Origin of the sequence: Pseudomonas fluorescens, assembly GCF_018614655.1 — a bacterium.
In the GTDB taxonomy this organism is placed as follows: domain Bacteria; phylum Pseudomonadota; class Gammaproteobacteria; order Pseudomonadales; family Pseudomonadaceae; genus Aquipseudomonas; species Aquipseudomonas fluorescens_BX.
In genome coordinates this window covers 245,417-264,230 of sequence record NZ_JAGGOG010000003.1, presented here as the reverse complement: position 1 = coordinate 264,230, position 18,814 = coordinate 245,417, and the positions used below count along the sequence as shown (strand labels likewise).

The window sequence follows — 18,814 nt, the reverse complement described above, 5'->3', positions numbered from 1 at the left end:
GTCGAATCAGGCGTCGACGGTAGGAATCTTGCGCGGGGCCATGAAGTACATCCAGATCAGGGCGATGAAGTACATCGCCGGAATCAGGGTGAACAGCACCGTGTAGTTGTTATTCGTGACCGTGAGGATATGCCCGACGATCTGGGTCATGAACATCCCGCCGATGGCCGCGCACATGCCGCCAAAACCAAACACCGTGCTCATCATGTGCTTGGGCGTGTAGTCCATCACCAGGCTCCAGATGTTGGCGGTCCAGGCCTGGTGTGCGCCGATGGCCAGGGAGATGGCAAATACCGCGACCCACAGCTGGCTGGAGCCAGCGGCCATGATCACCCCGACGATGCAGCAGGCGAACAGCAGCATTGACACAAGCCGTGCCTTGATCGCATTCATCCCGCGACCGATCAGGAACGAAGACAGAATCCCGCCGCCAATGCTGCCGAAGTCCGCCGTCAGGTAAATAATGATCAGCGGGATGCCCATCTGGGTCACGTTGATCCCCAGGCTGTATTGCTGGTTGAGAAACGGCGGTAGCCAATACAGGTAGAACCAGAACACCGGCGCGGTCATCGCGTAAGCCAGGGCGAAGGCCCAGGTGCCGCGCATGCGCAGGATGCGGCTGAACGGTACGCGGGGCTGTTCCGGCTCGACGTCCTGTTGCACGTAGTCCAGTTCTGATTGCTTAACGCTCGGATGCTCTTCCGGGTTGTAGTACTTCAAACCCCAGAAAATCAGCCAGATCGCCCCGAGCGCCGACATGCACAGGAATGCCGCCTGCCAGCCCCATACGTGGAGGATCAGCGGTAACAGCATGGGTGTGAGCATGGCGCCGACGTTGGTGCCGGCGTTGAAGATCCCGGTGGCCACTGCTCGCTCGCCGGCAGGGAACCACAGGCGGGTGGTCTTGACGCACGCCGGGTAGTTGGCGGCCTCGGTCAGCCCGAGGATAAAGCGACACACCATAAAACCGACGGCTGAGGTGGCCAGGCCGTGGGCGCCGGTGGCGATGCTCCACAACAGCACCGCGCAGAAGAACACACGCTTGACGCCGACCCGGTCGATCAACCGGCCCTGCAGCACAAAGCCGATAGCGTAGCCGACCTGAAACCAGAAGTTGATGTTGGCGTAATCCATCGCCGTCCAGCTCATTTCCTTGGCCAGGATCGGTTGCATCACCCCGAGGGCGGCGCGGTCGATGTAGTTCAGGGTAGTGGCGAAGAACACCAGGGCCAGCATGCCCCAGCGAGTCTTGCCGACGGCCAGGGCACCACGAATCTTGTCGCCGATGCCACTTTGGGAGATGCCAGGGCGCGGGGCCACGACGGAGTTTTGCGAAGGCATGAGGAGGTACCCGTTTTTTGAAATTTTTATGGTGTGTTCTGGGTCTTGATCCCTTGAGTCGCTCAATGAAAGCGCTGCTCAGGTGCAGTCGATGGTGCGCAGCGGCTAAAAAATCGTCAATTCGCCAATGGCCATTGTGTTCGATAATCGCCCATAAAACTAACTGGTTGGTACATTTTAATTTACGCCGAGGAACGTCGAAGCCAATAATTTGCGACAAACAAGACCTGCCTTTATTGCCGGGAGTTACCCCATGCAACGTTCCATTGCCACCGTTTCCCTGAGTGGAACCCTACCGGAAAAGCTCGAAGCCATTGCCGCTGCCGGGTTCGATGGCGTGGAAATCTTCGAGAATGACTTGCTGTATTACGATGGCAGCCCGCGGGAAGTCAGGCAGATGTGCGCCGACCTGGGTATCGCCATCACCCTGTTTCAGCCGTTCCGTGATTTTGAAGGCTGCCGCCGCGAGCGCCTGGCGCGCAACCTGGAGCGCGCTGAGCGCAAGTTCGACTTGATGCAGGAGCTGGGCACCGACCTGGTGCTGGTGTGCAGCAATGCGTCGGCCGATTCGCTCGGCGATGAACGCATTCTGCTGGACGACTTGAGCCTGCTGGCCGAACACGCCGGCCGTCGTGGCTTGCGCATTGGCTATGAAGCCCTGGCCTGGGGCCGGCACGTCAACACCTGGCAACAGGTCTGGAACCTGGTGCGGCAGGTTGATCACCCCAGCCTTGGTGTGTTGCTGGACAGTTTTCACACCCTGTCTCTCAAGGGCGATCCCAGTGCTATCGCCGAGATTCCCGGGGACAAGATCTTCTTCGTGCAAATGGCCGATGCGCCGGTCCTGGCGATGGATGTGCTGGAGTGGAGCCGGCATTTCCGCTGCTTCCCCGGCCAGGGTGAGTTCGATCTGCCGGGCTTTCTCGCGCCCATCATCAAGAGCGGCTACACCGGACCCTTGTCCCTGGAAATTTTCAACGACGGCTTTCGCGCCGCGCCAACCCGAGCCAATGCCGCCGATGGTTTGCGCTCGCTGCTGTACCTGGAAGAGAAGACCCGCCAGCGCCTGGCGCAGGAAGCCGCGCCGGCCGCTCAGCTTGAAACACTGTTTGAAACACCGGCCGCCAGTGAGTATGACGGCATCGAATTTCTGGAGTTTGCGGTGGATGAAAACCTCGGCGCCAAGCTCACGCAATGGTTGCAACGCCTGGGCTTCGTCAAGGCCGGTGAGCATCGCTCCAAGCATGTCAGCCTGCTGCGTCAGGGCGATATCAACCTGATCCTCAATTGCGAACCCTATTCCTTTGCCCACAACTTTTTCGAAGCCCACGGGCCATCGTTGTGTGCCACGGCGATTCGGGTCAAGGACAGCGCCAAGGCCCTGGAGCGGGCGGTGGCCTACAAGGGGCAGCCTTATCGCGGCCTGGTCGGTCCCAACGAGTTGGAGCTGGCGGCGGTGCGCGCACCCGATGGCAGCCTGATTTATCTGGTAGACCAGGATCAAGGCGGGATCTACGACACGGATTTTAACCTGCAAACCTCGGCATCCAATGGCGGTGGTTTGCTGCGTATCGATCACATGGCGATGGCTTTGCCTGCCGACAGCCTCGACAGCTGGGTGCTGTTCTACAAAAGCCTGCTGGATTTCGAAGCCGACGATGAAGTGGTGCTGCCCGATCCCTATGGTCTGGTGAAAAGCCGTGCGCTGCGCAGCCGCTGCAGTTCGATTCGCCTGCCGCTGAATATCTCCGAGAACCGCAACACGGCGATTTCGCACGCCCTGTCCAGCTATCGTGGCTCTGGCGTGCATCACATTGCCTTCGACTGCGCAGACATTTTCGCCGAGGTCAGCCGGGCCAAAGAGGCCGGCGTGCCGCTGCTGGATATCCCGCTCAACTACTACGATGACCTGGCCGCACGCTTTGATTTCGATGATCAGTTCCTCAGCGAACTGGCCTACTACAACGTGCTCTACGACCGTGACGCCCAGGGTGGCGAGTTGTTTCATGTGTACACCGAGCCGTTCGAAGGGCGGTTTTTCTTCGAGATCATCCAGCGCAAAAACGGCTATGCCGGTTACGGCGCAGCCAACGTGGCAGTACGCCTGGCGGCCATGGCCAAGTCCCGCAGTGGTGCCGTGCGCCAGGCCAAGTTGTAAGGTTTTGGCGCTTCCTTCGCCGGGCGCAGCGGCCCATAATCACGGCCTGCACAAATGGCCGTGAGCGCACCATGAACTCGACTTCCGAACTCTCCGCAGCGCCTCCTGAAGTGGAAGCGCCGCGCAAGGGACGCAAGAACAATCCGGAGAAGACCCGCGAGAACATTCTCCAGGAGGCCATTGTCGAATTTGTCCAGCAGGGCCTTTCCGGTGCCCGCGTGGACGCCATCGCCGAGCGCATCCACACCTCCAAGCGCATGATCTATTACTACTTCGGCAGCAAAGAGCAGCTGTACGTCGAGGTGCTGGAGAAACTCTACGGCGATATTCGCAACACCGAAGCGCGGATGAACCTGACGGCGCTGGAGCCTCGGGAAGCCATCCGGCGTCTGGTGGAATTCACCTTTGATCATCACGACCAGAATGTGGATTTCGTGCGGATCGTCAGCATCGAAAATATCCACAACGCCGAGTACGTGAAGCAGTCCGACGCGATCAAGGCGATGAACAGCAACATTCTTGAAGCGCTCGGTGCGACCCTGCGCCGAGGGGCGGAACTGGGAGTGTTTCGTGAAGGCCTGGAACCGCTGGATGTACACCTGCTGATCAACTCGTTCAGCTTTTATCGCGTGTCCAACCGCCACACCTTCAGCGAGATCTTTCAGATCGAATTGTCAGACGAGACGGTCAAGCAACGGCATCGGGCGATGATTTGCGAGTCGGTGTTGCGCTACCTGCAGGCCTGAACACAACCCGCTGTAGCTGCTGCCGAGGTACGAGGCTGCGATGGGTTTGGTGCGGCATTCCGACGAAGCGACCCCCGCCGGCGGTCCTGCGGACACGCATCGCAGCCTCGTACCTCGGCAGCGGCTACAGGTGATCTGGTTTCTACACAGAGCTATTCATGCTCTGGAAGTGCGCCAACATTCGGCCGGCATCCGCCACTTCTCCACTGAACAACTCAAACGCCTTCACCGCCTGAAACACGGCCATGTTGCCGCCATCCAATGTGCGGCAACCCAGCGCCCGGGCGTTGCGCAGCAGTTCGGTTTCCAGCGGGAAATAGACAATCTCCGCCACCCATAACTCAGGCCGCAACGTCGCCAGCGGTACGGGCATGCCCGGCAATTTGGTCATGCCCATGGGTGTGGTGTTCACCAGGCCGTCAGCTTCGGCCATGGCGCGGTGCAAGTCGCTGCCGGCCTGGGCACGACCCTGGCCGAAATGCTGGTTGAGGTTCTCGGCCAGGCTGCGGGCGCGGCCTTCGTCCACATCGAAAATGCTCAATTGTTCGACGCCTTCGCTGAGCAACGCATGAGCCACCGCCGCGCCTGCACCACCCGCGCCCATTTGCACCACCTGCTTGCGTGCCGCGTCACTCAAGCCCCGGCGAAACCCTTCGGCGAATCCCAGGCAGTCGGTGTTATGGCCAATGCGTTTGCCGTCCTGAAACACGACCGTGTTAACCGCGCCAATTCCCCGCGCCTCGGGCGATAGCTCGTCGAGCAGCGTCAGGATCACCTGCTTGCACGGGTAGGTGATGTTCAAGCCGGTGAAGCTCATTTGTTCGGCTGCACTGAGCAGGTCGGGCAGGGCAGTGGTGTCCAGATGCAATTGATCCAGGTCGATCAAGCGATACAGGTAGCGCAAGCCGTGGGCGTCACCTTCCTGCTCGTGCAGGGCGGGGGTGCGCGAGGCCTGGATGCCGGCACCGATCAGGCCGGCCAGAATTCGGCGTTGGGACATAAGGCTCATCTCTTCAAGGTCTGGCTGAAATGCTCAAGGGCCAGGTGATAGCCATGGCTGCCGAAACCGGCAAGCACGGCCTTGGCAATCGGTGAGACGAAGGAGTGATGACGAAATGCTTCCCGCGCATGCACGTTGGACAGGTGCACTTCGATTACCGGCACTTCACTGGCCACCAGTGCATCTCGGATCGCGACCGAGGTGTGGGTCCAGGCCGCCGGGTTGATCACGATGCCAGCGCAACGGGCGCGGGCGCTGTGGATCCAGTCCAGTAGTTCGCCTTCATGGTTGGTCTGGCGAAACTCCACTTTCAGGCCCAGCTGTTCGGCGCTGCGGCCACACAGGGCGGCGATGTCGGCCAGGGTTTCATAGCCATAAGTGGCGGGCTCGCGGGTGCCGAGCAGGTTCAGGTTGGGGCCGTTAAGCACCAGCACGATCGGGGGCATAAGGGGTGTCTCCAGTATTGTTTTTGGCTTGGACTGAGCGGTGTCAGCCTGTGGAGATAAAATGTACCAGATGGTTAATTATTGCGAGGCAGGGTGTGAGTAAACCGTTCGATCATCGAACAAGGAATAAAAAACAACCCTTGTGCCCATCAAGGGCCGATATCAATTGAAAATAATTCGTCAGGTGTGCACCCACAAAAAAGCCGTCTCGAGGACGGCTTTTTGTGGGGCACTTGAGCGTTTTACCGCCGGGTCAGCAACACACCCGACTCCATATGGTGGGTCCACGGGAACTGGTCAAACAAGGCACTGCGAGTAATGCGATGGGTGTCATGCAACTGCGCAATGTTGGCCGCCAACGTCTCCGGATTGCAGGAGATGTACAGGATGTTGTCGAAACGCCGGGTCAGCTCGCAGGTGTCCGGGTCCATCCCTGCACGCGGCGGGTCGACAAAAACACTGCCGAATTCGTAGCTCTTGAGGTCGATGCCGTGCAGACGACGGAACGGCCGCACTTCGTTCAGGGCTTCGGTCAGCTCTTCAGCGGAGAGGCGCACCAGGGTGACGTTGCCCACAGCGTTTTCATCGAGGTTGCTCAAGGCGGCATTGACCGAGGTCTTGCTGATCTCGGTGGCCAGCACTTTGCGCACACGGGTCGCCAGGGGCAGGGTGAAGTTGCCGTTGCCGCAATACAGTTCCAGCAAGTCGTCGGTACGATCACCCAAGGCTTCATACGCCCAGTTGAGCATCTTCTGGTTCACCGTGCCGTTGGGCTGAGTGAACGCGCCTTCCGGCTGGCGATAGCTGAAGGTGCGACCGCCAACGTCGAGCTTTTCAACCACGTAATCTCGGCCGATCACGTCACGTTTGCCCTTGGAGCGACCGATGATGCTGACGTTCAGGTCGGCTGCCAGCTTGTTCGCTGCCGTGTGCCAATGTTCGTCCAGCGGACGGTGATAGCACAGGGTGATCATTGCATCGCCCGCCAAGGTGGTCAGAAACTCCACCTGGAACAGCTTGTGGCTCAGGGCGGTGCTGGCTTGCCAGGCGGCCTTGAGCTGCGGCATCAACTGGTTGATGCGCAGGCTGGCGATGGGGAACTCCTCGATGAGGATCGGCGTGCGCTTGTCGTCCTGGGAGAACATCGCGTAGTGGCGCTGACCCTCTTCGCGCCACAGGCGGAACTCGGCCCGCAGGCGGAAGTTCTGCAGTGGCGAATCGAAGACTTGCGGCTCGGGCGCGTCAAAAGGTGCCAGCAGGTCACGCAAGCGCGTGACCTTTTCTTCCAGTTGGACGGTGTAGTGTGCGGCGTCAAAAGTCATGCGTTGAACCAGCCCAGCTTGATCACAAACAGAATCGACAGAATCACCAGCGCCGGGTTCAGCTCGCGGTAGCGGCCCGAGAGCAGCTTGATGGCGGTCCAGGCGATGAAACCGAAGGCAATGCCGTTGGCGATGGAATAAGTGAATGGCATGGCCAGGGCGGTGATGACCACCGGGGCGGCGACGGTGATGTCGTCCCAGTCGATTTCCGCCAGGCCCGAAGTCATCAGCACGGCAACAAACAGCAGCGCCGGTGCGGTGGCGAAGGCCGGTACGCTGGCAGCCAGTGGCGAGAAGAACAGCGCGAGCAGGAACAGGATCGCCACCACTACGGCGGTCAACCCGGTACGGCCACCGGCACTCACGCCGGCTGCGGATTCGATGTAGCTGGTGGTGGTCGATGTGCCCAGCAGCGAACCGGCCATGGCGGCGGTGCTGTCGGCGATCAGGGCGCGGCCCATTTTCGGCATGTGGCCGTCCTTGCCCATCAAGCCGGCGCGCTTGGCGACGCCGATCAGGGTGCCGGAGTTGTCGAACAGGTCAACGAACAGGAAGGCGAAGATCACGCTCACCAGACCGATGTCCAGGGCGCCTTTGATGTCCAGTTGCAGGAAGGTCGGGGCCAGGGAGGGTGGCATCGACATCACGCCGCCGAACGGGGTGAAGCCCAGTGCGATGGAGGCGATGGTCACCACCAGAATGCCGATCAACACCGCGCCGCGTACCTTCAGGGCTTCCAGCGCAACAATCAGCGCGAAACCGAGGGTGGCGAGGATCGGTGCCGGTTGTTTCAGATCGCCCAGGCCAACCATGGTGGCCGGGTTGCTGACCACGATACCGGCGTTGTGCAGGGCGATCAGCGCCAGGAACAGGCCGATACCGGCCGCAATTGCCGAGCGCAGGGGCAGCGGGATGCTGTTGATGATCCATTCGCGGATGCGGAAGATCGACAGCAGGAAGAACAGCACCGCCGAGATGAACACCGCACCCAGCGCCACTTGCCAGGTATGGCCCATGTGCAGGACCACGGTGTAGGTAAAGAACGCGTTCAGGCCCATGCCCGGTGCCAGGGCAATCGGGTAGTTGGCGATCAGGCCCATCACGGTGGAGCCGATGGCCGCCGCCAGACAGGTAGCGACAAACACCGCGCCCTTGTCCATGCCGGTCTCACCGAGAATGCTCGGGTTGACGAACAGGATGTAGGCCATGGCCAGGAAGGTCGTGATGCCAGCGAGAATCTCGGTGCGCACGTTGGTGTTGTGTGCTTTGAGTTGAAACAGCTTTTCCAGCATTTCTGCTCCCTGTGGCGCATTCGGCGCCGTGAATTGTTGACCTCTAAGTCAAAGCACAAACTGCGCCAAGCGCCGTGCATTTTCGCAGAGGTTCGGAAAAAGCGGCGCATCATACCAGCAGCCGGGGCTTAGTGGCTGTCGAGTATAGTTCTGGTTGGCGAAGGCTTGAGTCATACTTTGCCGACGTTTTGTGGGGAGCTATCAACAGCATGAAAAAAACCATTGCCTTGAGCCTGGGGCTGCTCGGTTGTGCGGGCGTGTGGTTGGCGCCTGCACCGGCCTGGAGCGCGGCCGCACCGGCGTTGAGCGAGGTGCGGGTGTTCAAGGTTGAGTCGGCCAACTGCACCGAAGCGATTCCCGAACGTACCACCGTCACCCAGATGTGCGCTCATCGCGGTCCAACCCAGGTCTATGTGATGGAGGTGGGCCTGGGCAACAATCCCCACGCGTCTCTCAATGGTGCTGAACTGTCGGGTAGTCGTACGGCGGTGTGCCAAGTGGGCTCGATTAGCGAGGCTTGCAACGGCGCGGGTGTGCTGATGGGTTACATCTACCGCTTCGACCTGAACCTGCAGGCCGGTGGCACCTTCCAGTTCAGCAACAGTTCGATTAATCCGCCGCAGAACACTCTGGTGGCCACCCTTAGCATTCGCTGAGCGCTGCGACTGTGATTATAAGCGCGACCGTTCAGCCTCCACCGGTTCATGCATACGGTCGCGATTGGCCAGGGTCGGGAACAGTTTGATCCAGACCCCGGTCACCACCAGCGTGCCGATCCCGCCCATCACCACCGCCGGCACCGTGCCGAACCAATGGGCGGTAATTCCGGATTCAAACTCACCCAACTGATTCGACGCACCGATAAACAGCCCATTGACCGCGCTGACTCGGCCACGCATTTCATCGGGTGTTTCCAACTGCACGAAGGACGCCCGGATCACCATGCTGATCATGTCCGCCGCGCCCAACACCACCAGTACCGCCAGGGAAAACCAGAACGAGGTGGACAGGCCGAAGGCAATGGTCGCCACGCCGAACACACCGACGGCGGTGAACATGATCCGTCCGACCTTGCGCTCCACGGCAAACTTCGCGAGCCACAACGACATTAACAACGCGCCCACCGCCGGCGCCGAACGCAGCAAGCCCAGACCCCAGGGACCGGTCAGCAGAATGTCCTTGGCAAACACGGGCAGTAGCGCCGTAGCGCCGCCCAACAGCACCGCGAACAGATCCAGGGAAATCGCCCCGAGAATGTCCTGTCGACTGCGGATGAAGCGAATTCCGGCCAGCAGCGAGTCCATGGTCGCCGGGGCTTTGTTCAACGGTGTTTGCCGGGCGGGGAGGCTCAGGGTCAGCACGCAGGCGATCAGGTATAGCAACACGGTCGGGCCATACACCCAGACGCTGCCGAAGGCATAGAGCAGGCCGCCCAAGGCGGGGGCGACGATGGTCGCTAATTGCTGGGCCGCTTGTGACGAGGCCACGGCTCGCGGAAATAGCCCCTTGGGTACGATGCTGGGCAGCAGCGCCTGGGTTGTGGGCATTTCAAAGGAGCGGGCCGCGCCCAGCAGGAAGGCGAGGATAAAGATCAGTTCGCGGGTGACGTTACCGGTCAGGCCACCGATGGCCAGGGCGAGGGCGATCAACGCCTGCACCGTCTGGCAAATGGCCGCGACCTTGCGCCGTTCATAGCGATCGGCCACGTGACCAGTATGGAGCATGAAGAGAACCCGAGGCGCGAACTCGACCAGGCCGACCAATCCCAGGTCGAGCACGTTGCCGGTGAGTTGGTAGAGGTTCCAGCCGATGGCCACGGTGAGCATCTGGAAGCCGCTGGCGGTAAAGATTCGCGCCAGCCAGAACGCGATGAAGGGGCGGTGGTGGCGTAATAGCAGCGCGGGTTCACTGGGCATGAGGGGAGACAGGTCTGGCTCGGGGAAAAGCGAGGTTATCACCAAGTTGTAACCAATAGTTGCGGCAATCCCAACGCCTCGGGCTGAGGCAGCCTGTCACGCGGCAAAAGACCACACAGGCCAATGCCGAAAATGGGGCTACTCTTTCAGCAATGCTTGATCCAGATCAAAACCTTTAGGGGGATTGGTCTGGTGGCCGCAAGGCCAGACTCCCTGCGTGGCTGGTTAAAAAAAGAAACGAATTTGAATTCGCCACACTCCATATCCGTGGGGCCAGTGGATGCTGAGGCGGTAGCCGGCATTCGGTATTACCTGACAGAGGAAGACTTATGTTCGGTTTGGAGGCGCTAGATCTCGCCCGAATTCAGTTCGCATTCACCATCTCGTTCCACATCCTGTTCCCGGCCATCACCATCGGCCTGGCCAGTTACCTCGCGGTGCTGGAAGGCTTGTGGCTGAAGACCCACAACGATACCTACCGTGACCTTTACCATTTCTGGTCGAAGATCTTTGCCGTCAACTTCGGCATGGGTGTGGTGTCCGGGTTGGTCATGGCTTATCAGTTTGGCACCAACTGGAGCCGCTTCTCGGACTTTGCCGGCGCCGTTACTGGCCCGTTGCTGACCTATGAAGTACTCACGGCGTTCTTCCTCGAAGCCGGTTTCCTGGGGGTGATGCTGTTTGGCTGGAACAAGGTCGGACGCAAGCTGCACTTCTTTGCCACGGTGATGGTGGCCGTCGGCACACTGATTTCGACCTTCTGGATCCTCGCCTCCAACAGCTGGATGCAAACGCCTCAGGGATTTGAAATCATTGATGGCCGCGTGATTCCGGTGGACTGGTTGGCGGTGATCTTCAACCCGTCGTTCCCCTACCGTTTGATGCACATGGCCACTGCTGCCTTTGTAGCCACGGCGTTCTTCGTCGGCTCCTCGGCCGCCTGGCACCTGTTGCGGGGCAAGGACAATCCAGCGATTCGCACCATGCTCTCGATGGCGATGTGGATGGCATTGATCGTGGCGCCGATCCAAGCGGTCATCGGGGACTTCCACGGCCTCAACACCTTGAAGCACCAGCCGGCGAAAATCGCCGCTATTGAAGGCCACTGGGAAAATATCGGTAACGAGCCCACGCCGCTGATCCTGTTCGGCTGGCCGGACATGAAAGCTGAAAAAACCAGATTCGCCGTGGAAATTCCGTACCTGGGCAGTTTGATCCTGACCCACTCCCTGGACAAACAGGTGCCGGCCCTCAAGGAGTTTGCGCCTGAGGATCGTCCCAACTCGACCATCGTGTTCTGGTCATTCCGGGTCATGGTTGGCCTGGGCTTCCTGATGATCTTCACCGGCCTGTTCAGCCTCTGGCTGCGCAAAGGCGACAAGATGTACACCTCGCGGCCGTTCCTGTACCTGGCGTTGTGGATGGGCCCATCCGGCCTGATCGCGATTCTCGCCGGTTGGTTCACCACCGAAATCGGTCGCCAGCCGTGGGTGGTCTACGGGCTGATGCGCACGGCGGATGCGTCTTCCAACCACAGCTTCGCGCAGATGAGCATTACGTTGGTGCTGTTTGTGGTGGTGTATTTCGCGCTGTTCGGTGCCGGTTTGGGCTACATGATGCGCCTGGTGCGCAAAGGTCCTGTAACCCATGAAAGTACCGAGCCGACCCACGGTGGTCCTGGTCAGAAACGCACACCGGCGCGTCCGTTGTCGGCGGCCGATGACAGCACCGACGCCGATCACGGCGACAGCCTGGCTGATAGTCAGAAGAAGGGGAACTGAGTCATGGGTATTGATCTTCCACTGATCTGGGCCGTGATCATCATCTTCGGCATCATGATGTACGTGGTCATGGACGGTTTTGACTTGGGAATCGGGATTCTCTTTCCCTTTATTCCGGGCAAGACCGACCGCGACGTGATGATGAACACCGTCGCTCCCGTCTGGGATGGCAACGAAACCTGGCTGGTACTGGGGGGCGCGGCGTTGTTCGGCGCCTTCCCGCTGGCCTATTCGGTCGTGCTTTCGGCGCTGTACCTGCCGCTGATCCTGATGCTGATCGGACTGATCTTCCGGGGTGTGGCCTTTGAGTTCCGTTTCAAGGCCAAGGACGACAAGCGCCACCTTTGGGACAAGGCCTTTATCGGCGGCTCACTGGCAGCGACGTTCTTCCAGGGCGTGGCACTGGGGGCCTTCATTGATGGTCTTCCAGTGGTCAACCGCCAGTTTGCCGGTGGCTCTCTGGACTGGCTCACACCGTTCACTCTGTTCTGCGGCGTGGCATTGGTCGTGGCGTATGCGTTGCTGGGTTGTACTTGGCTGATCATGAAAACCGAAGGCAAATTGCAGGAGCAGATGCATAACCTGGCTCGCCCCTTGGCCTTCGTGGTACTGGCGGTGATCGGCATCGTCAGTATCTGGACACCGTTGACCCACCCGGAAATTGCCTCGCGCTGGTTCACTCTGCCGAACCTGTTCTGGTTCCTGCCGGTGCCGATCCTGGTACTGGTGACCATGTACGGTCTGGTGCGCGCCGTGGCTCGCAACGCTCACTACACGCCGTTCCTGCTGACGCTGGTGTTGATCTTCCTCGGCTACAGCGGCTTGGGTATCAGCTTGTGGCCGAACATCGTGCCACCGTCGATCTCGATCTGGGACGCCGCCGCACCACCGCAAAGCCAGGGCTTTATGCTGGTGGGGACGTTGTTCATCATCCCGTTCATCCTGGGTTACACCTTCTGGAGCTACTACGTGTTCCGCGGCAAGGTCACCCACGAAGACGGTTATCACTAGGAGGATTGATCCATGTCCGGCAAACCTTCGTTACATGACATTGAACAGGCTGAGAAAAAACCGCTCTGGCAGCGCCTGGGCTGGCTGGCGATGATCTGGACCGGCAGTGTCCTGGCCCTGTTCGTGGTGGCCAGCCTGATGCGCATGTTCATGAATGCCGCAGGCCTGACCACTCACTGATGTCCGTCGTCTTGCGGCACGGCTTCATGACCCTCCTCTCGGAGGGTTTTTTGGCTCGATTATTTTCGAGCCCTGAGAATCACGAACTTCGGTGTGGCGGCGACCTGTTCGACGCCGCGGAACAACCTCGCCAATTTGCTGTGATAACCCAGGTGACGGTTGCCCACGATATACAACGCGCCGCCCACCACCAGGGCTTCGCGGGCCTGCTGGAACATACGCCAAGCCAGGAAATCCCCCACTACCTGCTGTTGGTGGAAGGGCGGGTTGCACAGGATCACGTCCAGCGATTGCGGCTCCTGATCGGCCAGGCCATCGCCGGGGCGAATCACTACCTCCCGCTCGCCCAGCGCCGCCCGCCAGTTTTCGGCGGCAGACTGCACGGCCATGAACGACTCGTCCACCAGGGTGTAATGCGCGTCAGGGTTTTGCAGCGCGCTGGCAATCGCCAGTACACCGTTGCCACAGCCCAGGTCTGCAACCCGGGCGCTGCCCAGGTTTTGCGGCAAGTGCGGCAAGAAGGCCCGGGTGCCGATGTCCAGCCCTTCGCGGCAAAACACGTTGGCGTGGTTGAGTAGCTCGATGGCCGGTGTTTCCAGGTGATAGCGGGTGGGGTAGGGCGACACTGCCTGCGGCCGCTCAGCCTGGGTGGCGATCAGCAGGCGAGCCTTTTTCACCGCCAGAGAGGCATGCATTGGCCCGATGTAACGTTCCAGCAACTCACCGGCTGCCCGAGGCAGGTGCTTGACCATGGCTGCTGCGATCACTTGCGCACCTGGGGCCAGTTGACCTTGCAGGCGAATCAGTTGCTCCTCCAGCAAGGCCAGGGTTTTGGGTACGCGGATCAGCACGCGATCGAAGGGCCCGGTGGGTGTCTGGCTGGCCGGCACCGTTGACACGGCGTCAAACGCCTTGCCATTGCGCACCAGATTCTTCTCCAGTGCCTGGGCACCCAGGAACGAATCGCCGCTGGAGGTCACCTGTACCCGCCCTTCGAGGCTGGCTGCCAGGGCGCCGAAACTGTCATTGAGCACCAGCACGCGGGTTGCGAGGGGCGGCTGTTGCTCCGCCAAGTAGTTGAGCAAGTACTCATCGGCCGCGTCAAAGGCTTGTAGCGGCTCATTTTGTTGCTCTGGTTGGCGGATCAGATCCAGCTGGGCGAAAGGGCTGTCGAGCAGGGGCATGGCGGGGGAGGCTCTGGGTAATCGACGGGTGTTCCACAGGGGGACATGAGGAACCATCTGAGTGAACTGCGGCGCGAGTGGTGGAGGTTTGCGTCAACGCTCAGAACGGGTCGTAAATGTTACTTTTTTTTCGGGTGGATTACATTCGGTGTTTTTACCCGGCTTAAAACAGTCCGGCTTTTACCGCCGTCATCACGGCAGCAATCTTGTTATTGACGCCTAATTTTTTCATCGAGCTACTGATATGGAAGCCGACTGTGCGTTCGGACAGGCAAAGAATCTGGGCGATATCGGCTGCGGTTTTGCCCAGCGCCGACCATTGCAAGACTTCGGTCTCGCGCGGTGTCAGTGTGCTGGCTGGGTGAGCAGGGGGCTTTTCTGCGAACTTTTGTGCCACCACTGCATGCATGGCGTGGCATAATCAAAGGACCTGACCTGCTTTTTCGTAAAGTTCTTCGGGGCTGACGGGCCCGGATTTACGCCCCAGGGTCAACATGCTGAACACACCCTGGAAATCATGGACCGCCTGGGTCCAACCGAAATTCAACCCGTGGGATTGGGCATGGTTCCATAAGTCTGGAGCGGCAGAAAATGCTTTTTCTTCCCAGACAATCGGTAATACACAACGCTTGCAATGAGCAACTACTGGGTCCAGTTCGAAGTACTGCTCTTGTTTGTAAAGTATGTTCCATTCATGTGGATAGTTGTTGATGTAAATAGGCTTTGTTTGATTTTTAGGGTAATGAGAGCTCATCGTAAACGCACAGTATTGGAAGCCGAGTTCATAAGTGATGTTAAGGGCAGCTTCAAAGGTGCTGGTTATTTCGCTTTCATCTTCCAGCTTGGGTAGGCGGGTATTTCGCCAGTTGACCATCGGTAAATCTCCTTGAGCCTTGCTCTAGCTTGGGTACGTCCGGGACCCCAATTCGATACGGAAAAGAGTGTAGGACATGGGGTGCTTGGCGAAAGTAAAAAAATTCTCCATGTTGAGTGATATGCGGTGTGTCTTGTTGTACATCTATGGCCGGGATGTACAGGTAATGCTCGAGGCTGGGTGATTTTCTATTTGCTTTTCAGTTGCTTGGTATTAACTAATAAATTTGAGTGGCTGGTGGGGCTGCCTCGCCTAATAACTTATTTGCAGGCCACTCAATAGCTAAATAGTTGGGCCTGCAATTTAATTGCCACTCCCACAAATTTAATCGCTCAGAGAGAAATGATATCCGGGTCAGGTTTCGCCCAAGGCGATGTCACTACAAACCGCCGGTGTTTCCAGGCGTCACTTTGAGGGACACTAGAGGCATCTGTAAAACGGAGTCCTCCATGACGGCCAGTGCTGAAAAATATACACGCCAGACCTTGCTCGATGTGCAATCGCTGACCCCCAGCCTATTTACCCTGCGCACTACCCGCGATCCTGGCTTTCGCTTTCGGGCCGGCCAGTTTGTGCGTCTAGGGGTGACCAAGTCCGATGGCAGCATTGTGTGGCGGGCCTACTCGGTGGTGTCCTCGCCTTTTGATGAGCACCTGGATTTTTTCTCCATCGTCGTCCCCGGTGGGGAGTTCACCAGTGAGCTGAGCCGCTTGCGCGAAGGCGATACCTTACTGGTAGAACGCCAGGCCACCGGTTTCCTGACCCTGGATCGGTTTGTCGACGGGCGGGACTTGTGGATGCTGGGGACGGGGACCGGGGTTGCCCCCTTTCTGTCGATCCTGCAGGACTTCGAGGTCTGGGAAAAATTCGAACGAATCATCCTGGTCTACAGCGCGCGGGAAGCCAGGGAACTGGCCTATCAATCGCTCATCCGTGCATTGGGTGAGCGTGAGTACTTGACCGAGCACGCCCATAAATTCACCTACATTCCTATTGTCACCCGCGAACAGCATCCGGGATCGCTGAATGGGCGGATCACCACCCTGATCGAAACGGGTGAGTTGGAGAAGGTCGCCGGTGTTGCCCTGACGCCCGAACATTCTCGGGTGATGATTTGCGGTAATCCGCAAATGATTGATGACACGCGCCAGATGCTCAAACAACGGGACATGCAGTTGAGTTTGACCCGCCGCCCGGGGCAGGTAGCAGTGGAAAACTACTGGTAAGAAAAAGGCGCCTCAAGAGGCGCCTGTTTTCCGCTTACCCGTTTACTAGGGCCTGCTGTTCTGTGCCTTGAGCAGATCGCGGATCTCCCCCAGCAGTTCTTCTTCCTTGGTCGGCACCGGCGCTTCGCTAGGCGCCACGGCTTCTTCACGCTTGAGGCGGTTGATGGCCTTGATACCCATGAAGATCGCAAATGCGATGATCAAAAAGTCGATGATGCTCTGGATGAACTTGCCGTATGCCAGGACCACCGCAGGCACATCGCCTTGAGCTGCCTTGAGCGTCACCGCCAGATCGCCAAAATTCACTCCGCCGATCAGCAGACCGATCGGGGGCATCACCACGTCGCCTACAAATGAGGAAACAACTTTGCCGAAGGCGGCACCGATGATAATACCGACGGCCATGTCGACCACATTACCTTTGACCGCGAAGGCCTTGAACTCACTGATCACGCCCATAGGTTATTCCTTGTTACAGTTGAGATGAGGTGGGAACAGTGTAAGTCAGTCTTGCACAGCTTGCGCGACACAACTGCTAACATTGTTCGAATTTATCGACACATCAAATTGCAAATAGTTTTCAAAGTGCCATCAGTCGCGCGCGAAATACCCACTATTTCATGGATTTTCCACGCTATTTTCTTAATCGGGTCGGTATGGGTTTTCTATTTATATTCTGACTCGCGGGTCACTAGCCTCTAGCAAGCACAACTCAATGTGCATTAAAAAAATAGAGGACACCCCAATGAAAGACCCTATTAATCGCGGGCCTATTGCTGCACGACATGTACTGTTCATCGTCACCGCCAGCCTGCTTTCGCTGTCGGTACAAGCGGCTAACCTCACCCGCGATAATGGCGCGGCAGTCGGCGACAATCAGAACTCCCAAACGGCCGGCGCGACGGGTCCGGTATTACTTCAGGACGTGCAGTTGATTCAGAAACTGCAGCGTTTTGATCGCGAGCGCATTCCAGAGCGTGTGGTCCATGCCCGGGGTACTGGCGCCCATGGCACCTTCACCGTTACCGATAACTTGAGTGACCTGACCAAGGCCAAAGTCTTTGCTGCTGGCGAAGCAACTCCTGTCTTTGTGCGTTTTTCCGCAGTCGTTCACGGTAATCACTCCCCTGAAACGTTGCGCGACCCTCGTGGTTTTGCCACTAAGTTCTATACCTCCGAAGGAAATTGGGACTTGGTAGGCAATAACTTTCCGACGTTCTTTATTCGCGATGCCATCAAGTTTCCGGACATGGTGCATGCCTTCAAACCTGATCCGCGCACCAACCTGGACGATGACTCCCGTCGATTCGACTTCTTCTCCCATGTTCCAGAGTCCACTCGCACGCTGACCGAGTTGTACTCGGACTCCGGCACGCCCGCCAGTTACCGCGAAATGGACGGCAACGGTGTTCACGCCTACAAGTTGATTAACGCCAAAGGTGAAGTGCACTACGTCAAGTTCCACTGGAAGAGCCTGCAAGGCATCAAGAACCTGGAACCGAAACAAGTCACAGAAGTTCAGGGTCGTGATTACAGCCATATGACCAATGACTTGGTCACTCATATCAATAAAGGCGACTTCCCCAAGTGGGACTTGTATGTGCAGGTCCTCAAGCCGGAAGACTTGGCCAAGTTTGACTTCGACCCGCTGGACGCCACCAAGATCTGGCCCAACGTGGCTGAGCGTAAAGTCGGGCAGATGGTGCTGAACCGCAACCCGGCCAACGTCTTCCAGGAAACCGAGCAAGTGGCCATGGCCCCGGCCAACCTGGTGCCGGGTATCGAGCCGTCGGAAGACCGCCTCCTACAAGGCCGCGTGTTCTCCTACGCCGATACGCAAATGTACCGCCTGGGCGCCAATGCGCTGCAACTGCCGATCAACGCCCCACGGGTGACCGTCAACAACGGTAATCAGGACGGTGCGATGAACTTCGGCAAAACCACCAGCGGCGTTAACTACCAGCCAAGCCGCCTGCTGCCACGGGAAGAACCGCAAAGTGCCCGTTACAGCCAGATGGCCCTGTCGGGCAGCACCCAGCAAGCGAAGATTCAGCGTGAGCAGAACTTCAAGCAGGCCGGTGATCTGTACCGCTCCTACAGCAAGAAAGAACGTCAGAACCTGATCGACAACTTCGGCGGCTCCCTGGCCACTACCGATGACGAGAGCAAACACATCATCCTGTCGTTCCTCTACAAGGCTGATCCCGAGTACGGCACCGGCGTGACCAAGGTAGCCAAGGGCGACCTGACTCGCGTGAAAGCGCTGGCAGAAAAGTTGACTGACTGATGGGTTGACCCGGTCGACGCCTGGCAATTGAGCCGGGCGTCGATACGTGA

General features: G+C 58.7%; 16 protein-coding genes and 1 pseudogene. 8 read left to right on the top strand and 9 right to left on the bottom strand.

Translation table 11 applies throughout. The annotated features are described in order from the left end of the window. Nucleotides 1-6 precede the first annotated feature (6 nt). A complete protein-coding gene (locus tag J7E41_RS03830) occupies nt 7-1,341 on the bottom strand; it encodes an MFS transporter (RefSeq protein WP_214990240.1) in 1,335 nt (444 codons plus the stop codon). A 253-nt stretch (nt 1,342-1,594) separates the two neighbouring features. On the opposite strand from J7E41_RS03830, the gene quiC reads away from it, so the two are divergent. Both quiC and J7E41_RS03820 read left to right on the top strand, forming a co-directional pair. Further along, a complete protein-coding gene (quiC, locus tag J7E41_RS03825; RefSeq protein ID WP_214990238.1) occupies nt 1,595-3,499 on the top strand; it encodes a 3-dehydroshikimate dehydratase QuiC in 1,905 nt (634 codons plus the stop codon). A 71-nt stretch (nt 3,500-3,570) separates the two neighbouring features. Continuing rightward, a complete protein-coding gene (locus J7E41_RS03820; protein ID WP_214990236.1) occupies nt 3,571-4,245 on the top strand; it encodes a TetR/AcrR family transcriptional regulator in 675 nt (224 codons plus the stop codon). Nucleotides 4,246-4,387: 142 nt separating this feature from the next. Here the strand turns inward: J7E41_RS03820 and J7E41_RS03815 are convergent, their stop codons facing one another. From J7E41_RS03815 to J7E41_RS03800, 4 genes are all read right to left on the bottom strand, one after another. Continuing rightward, entirely contained in the window at nt 4,388-5,245 is an 858-nt protein-coding gene (locus J7E41_RS03815; protein WP_214990234.1) for a shikimate dehydrogenase, read from the bottom strand. 5 nt (nt 5,246-5,250) lie between these two features. Continuing rightward, the gene (aroQ, locus tag J7E41_RS03810; RefSeq protein WP_214990232.1) at nt 5,251-5,691 is read right to left on the bottom strand and encodes a type II 3-dehydroquinate dehydratase; all 441 of its coding nucleotides are present in this window, start codon (nt 5,689-5,691) and stop codon (nt 5,251-5,253) included. Between the two features lie 242 nt (nt 5,692-5,933). Next, nucleotides 5,934-7,013 carry a tRNA (uridine(54)-C5)-methyltransferase TrmA gene (gene trmA, locus J7E41_RS03805; protein WP_214990230.1) on the bottom strand — a complete coding sequence of 360 codons (1,080 nt, stop codon included), beginning with the start codon at nt 7,011-7,013 and terminating at the stop codon, nt 5,934-5,936. Continuing rightward, the gene (locus J7E41_RS03800; RefSeq protein WP_155584783.1) at nt 7,010-8,305 is read right to left on the bottom strand and encodes an NCS2 family permease; all 1,296 of its coding nucleotides are present in this window, start codon (nt 8,303-8,305) and stop codon (nt 7,010-7,012) included. The genes trmA and J7E41_RS03800 overlap by 4 nt, the downstream gene beginning before the upstream one ends. A 209-nt stretch (nt 8,306-8,514) precedes the next feature. Between J7E41_RS03800 and J7E41_RS03795 the strand changes: the two genes are divergently transcribed. Beyond that, complete coding sequence (locus J7E41_RS03795; RefSeq protein WP_214990228.1) at nt 8,515-8,961, top strand: DUF4879 domain-containing protein; 447 nt, start codon at nt 8,515-8,517, stop codon at nt 8,959-8,961. A gap of 15 nt (nt 8,962-8,976) precedes the next feature. Here J7E41_RS03795 and J7E41_RS03790 read toward each other — a convergent pair whose 3' ends face one another. Next, the gene (locus tag J7E41_RS03790) at nt 8,977-10,221 is read right to left on the bottom strand and encodes an MFS transporter (RefSeq protein ID WP_214990226.1); all 1,245 of its coding nucleotides are present in this window, start codon (nt 10,219-10,221) and stop codon (nt 8,977-8,979) included. A gap of 329 nt (nt 10,222-10,550) precedes the next feature. On the opposite strand from J7E41_RS03790, the gene J7E41_RS03785 reads away from it, so the two are divergent. The 3 genes from J7E41_RS03785 to J7E41_RS03775 are packed head-to-tail and all read left to right on the top strand — an operon-like array spanning nt 10,551 to nt 13,193. Then, the gene (locus tag J7E41_RS03785; RefSeq protein ID WP_214990224.1) at nt 10,551-12,002 is read left to right on the top strand and encodes a cytochrome ubiquinol oxidase subunit I; all 1,452 of its coding nucleotides are present in this window, start codon (nt 10,551-10,553) and stop codon (nt 12,000-12,002) included. Nucleotides 12,003-12,005: 3 nt separating this feature from the next. Beyond that, nucleotides 12,006-13,013 carry a cytochrome d ubiquinol oxidase subunit II gene (gene cydB, locus J7E41_RS03780; protein WP_214990222.1) on the top strand — a complete coding sequence of 336 codons (1,008 nt, stop codon included), beginning with the start codon at nt 12,006-12,008 and terminating at the stop codon, nt 13,011-13,013. Between the two features lie 12 nt (nt 13,014-13,025). Further along, nucleotides 13,026-13,193 carry a DUF2474 domain-containing protein gene (locus tag J7E41_RS03775; RefSeq protein ID WP_003215809.1) on the top strand — a complete coding sequence of 56 codons (168 nt, stop codon included), beginning with the start codon at nt 13,026-13,028 and terminating at the stop codon, nt 13,191-13,193. 59 nt (nt 13,194-13,252) lie between these two features. Here the strand turns inward: J7E41_RS03775 and J7E41_RS03770 are convergent, their stop codons facing one another. Together J7E41_RS03770 and J7E41_RS03765 are read right to left on the bottom strand one after the other, a co-directional pair. Next, nucleotides 13,253-14,377 (bottom strand): methyltransferase, encoded by a 1,125-nt coding sequence (locus tag J7E41_RS03770; protein ID WP_214990220.1) that lies wholly within the window; start codon nt 14,375-14,377, stop codon nt 13,253-13,255. 163 nt (nt 14,378-14,540) lie between these two features. Beyond that, nucleotides 14,541-15,251: pseudogene (locus tag J7E41_RS03765) on the bottom strand (helix-turn-helix transcriptional regulator). 449 nt (nt 15,252-15,700) lie between these two features. On the opposite strand from J7E41_RS03765, the gene J7E41_RS03760 reads away from it, so the two are divergent. Beyond that, the gene (locus J7E41_RS03760; RefSeq protein ID WP_214990218.1) at nt 15,701-16,477 is read left to right on the top strand and encodes a ferredoxin--NADP reductase; all 777 of its coding nucleotides are present in this window, start codon (nt 15,701-15,703) and stop codon (nt 16,475-16,477) included. Nucleotides 16,478-16,522: 45 nt separating this feature from the next. On the opposite strand, the gene mscL is transcribed toward J7E41_RS03760, so the two are convergent. Then, nucleotides 16,523-16,936: a large-conductance mechanosensitive channel protein MscL gene (gene mscL / locus J7E41_RS03755; RefSeq protein WP_214990216.1), complete on the bottom strand. Its 414-nt coding sequence runs from the start codon at nt 16,934-16,936 to the stop codon at nt 16,523-16,525. A 286-nt stretch (nt 16,937-17,222) separates the two neighbouring features. Between mscL and katB the strand changes: the two genes are divergently transcribed. Beyond that, nucleotides 17,223-18,764, top strand: a complete 1,542-nt coding sequence (katB, locus tag J7E41_RS03750) for a catalase KatB (protein WP_214990214.1) — start codon at nt 17,223-17,225, stop codon at nt 18,762-18,764. The last annotated feature ends 50 nt before the right edge of the window (nt 18,765-18,814 follow it).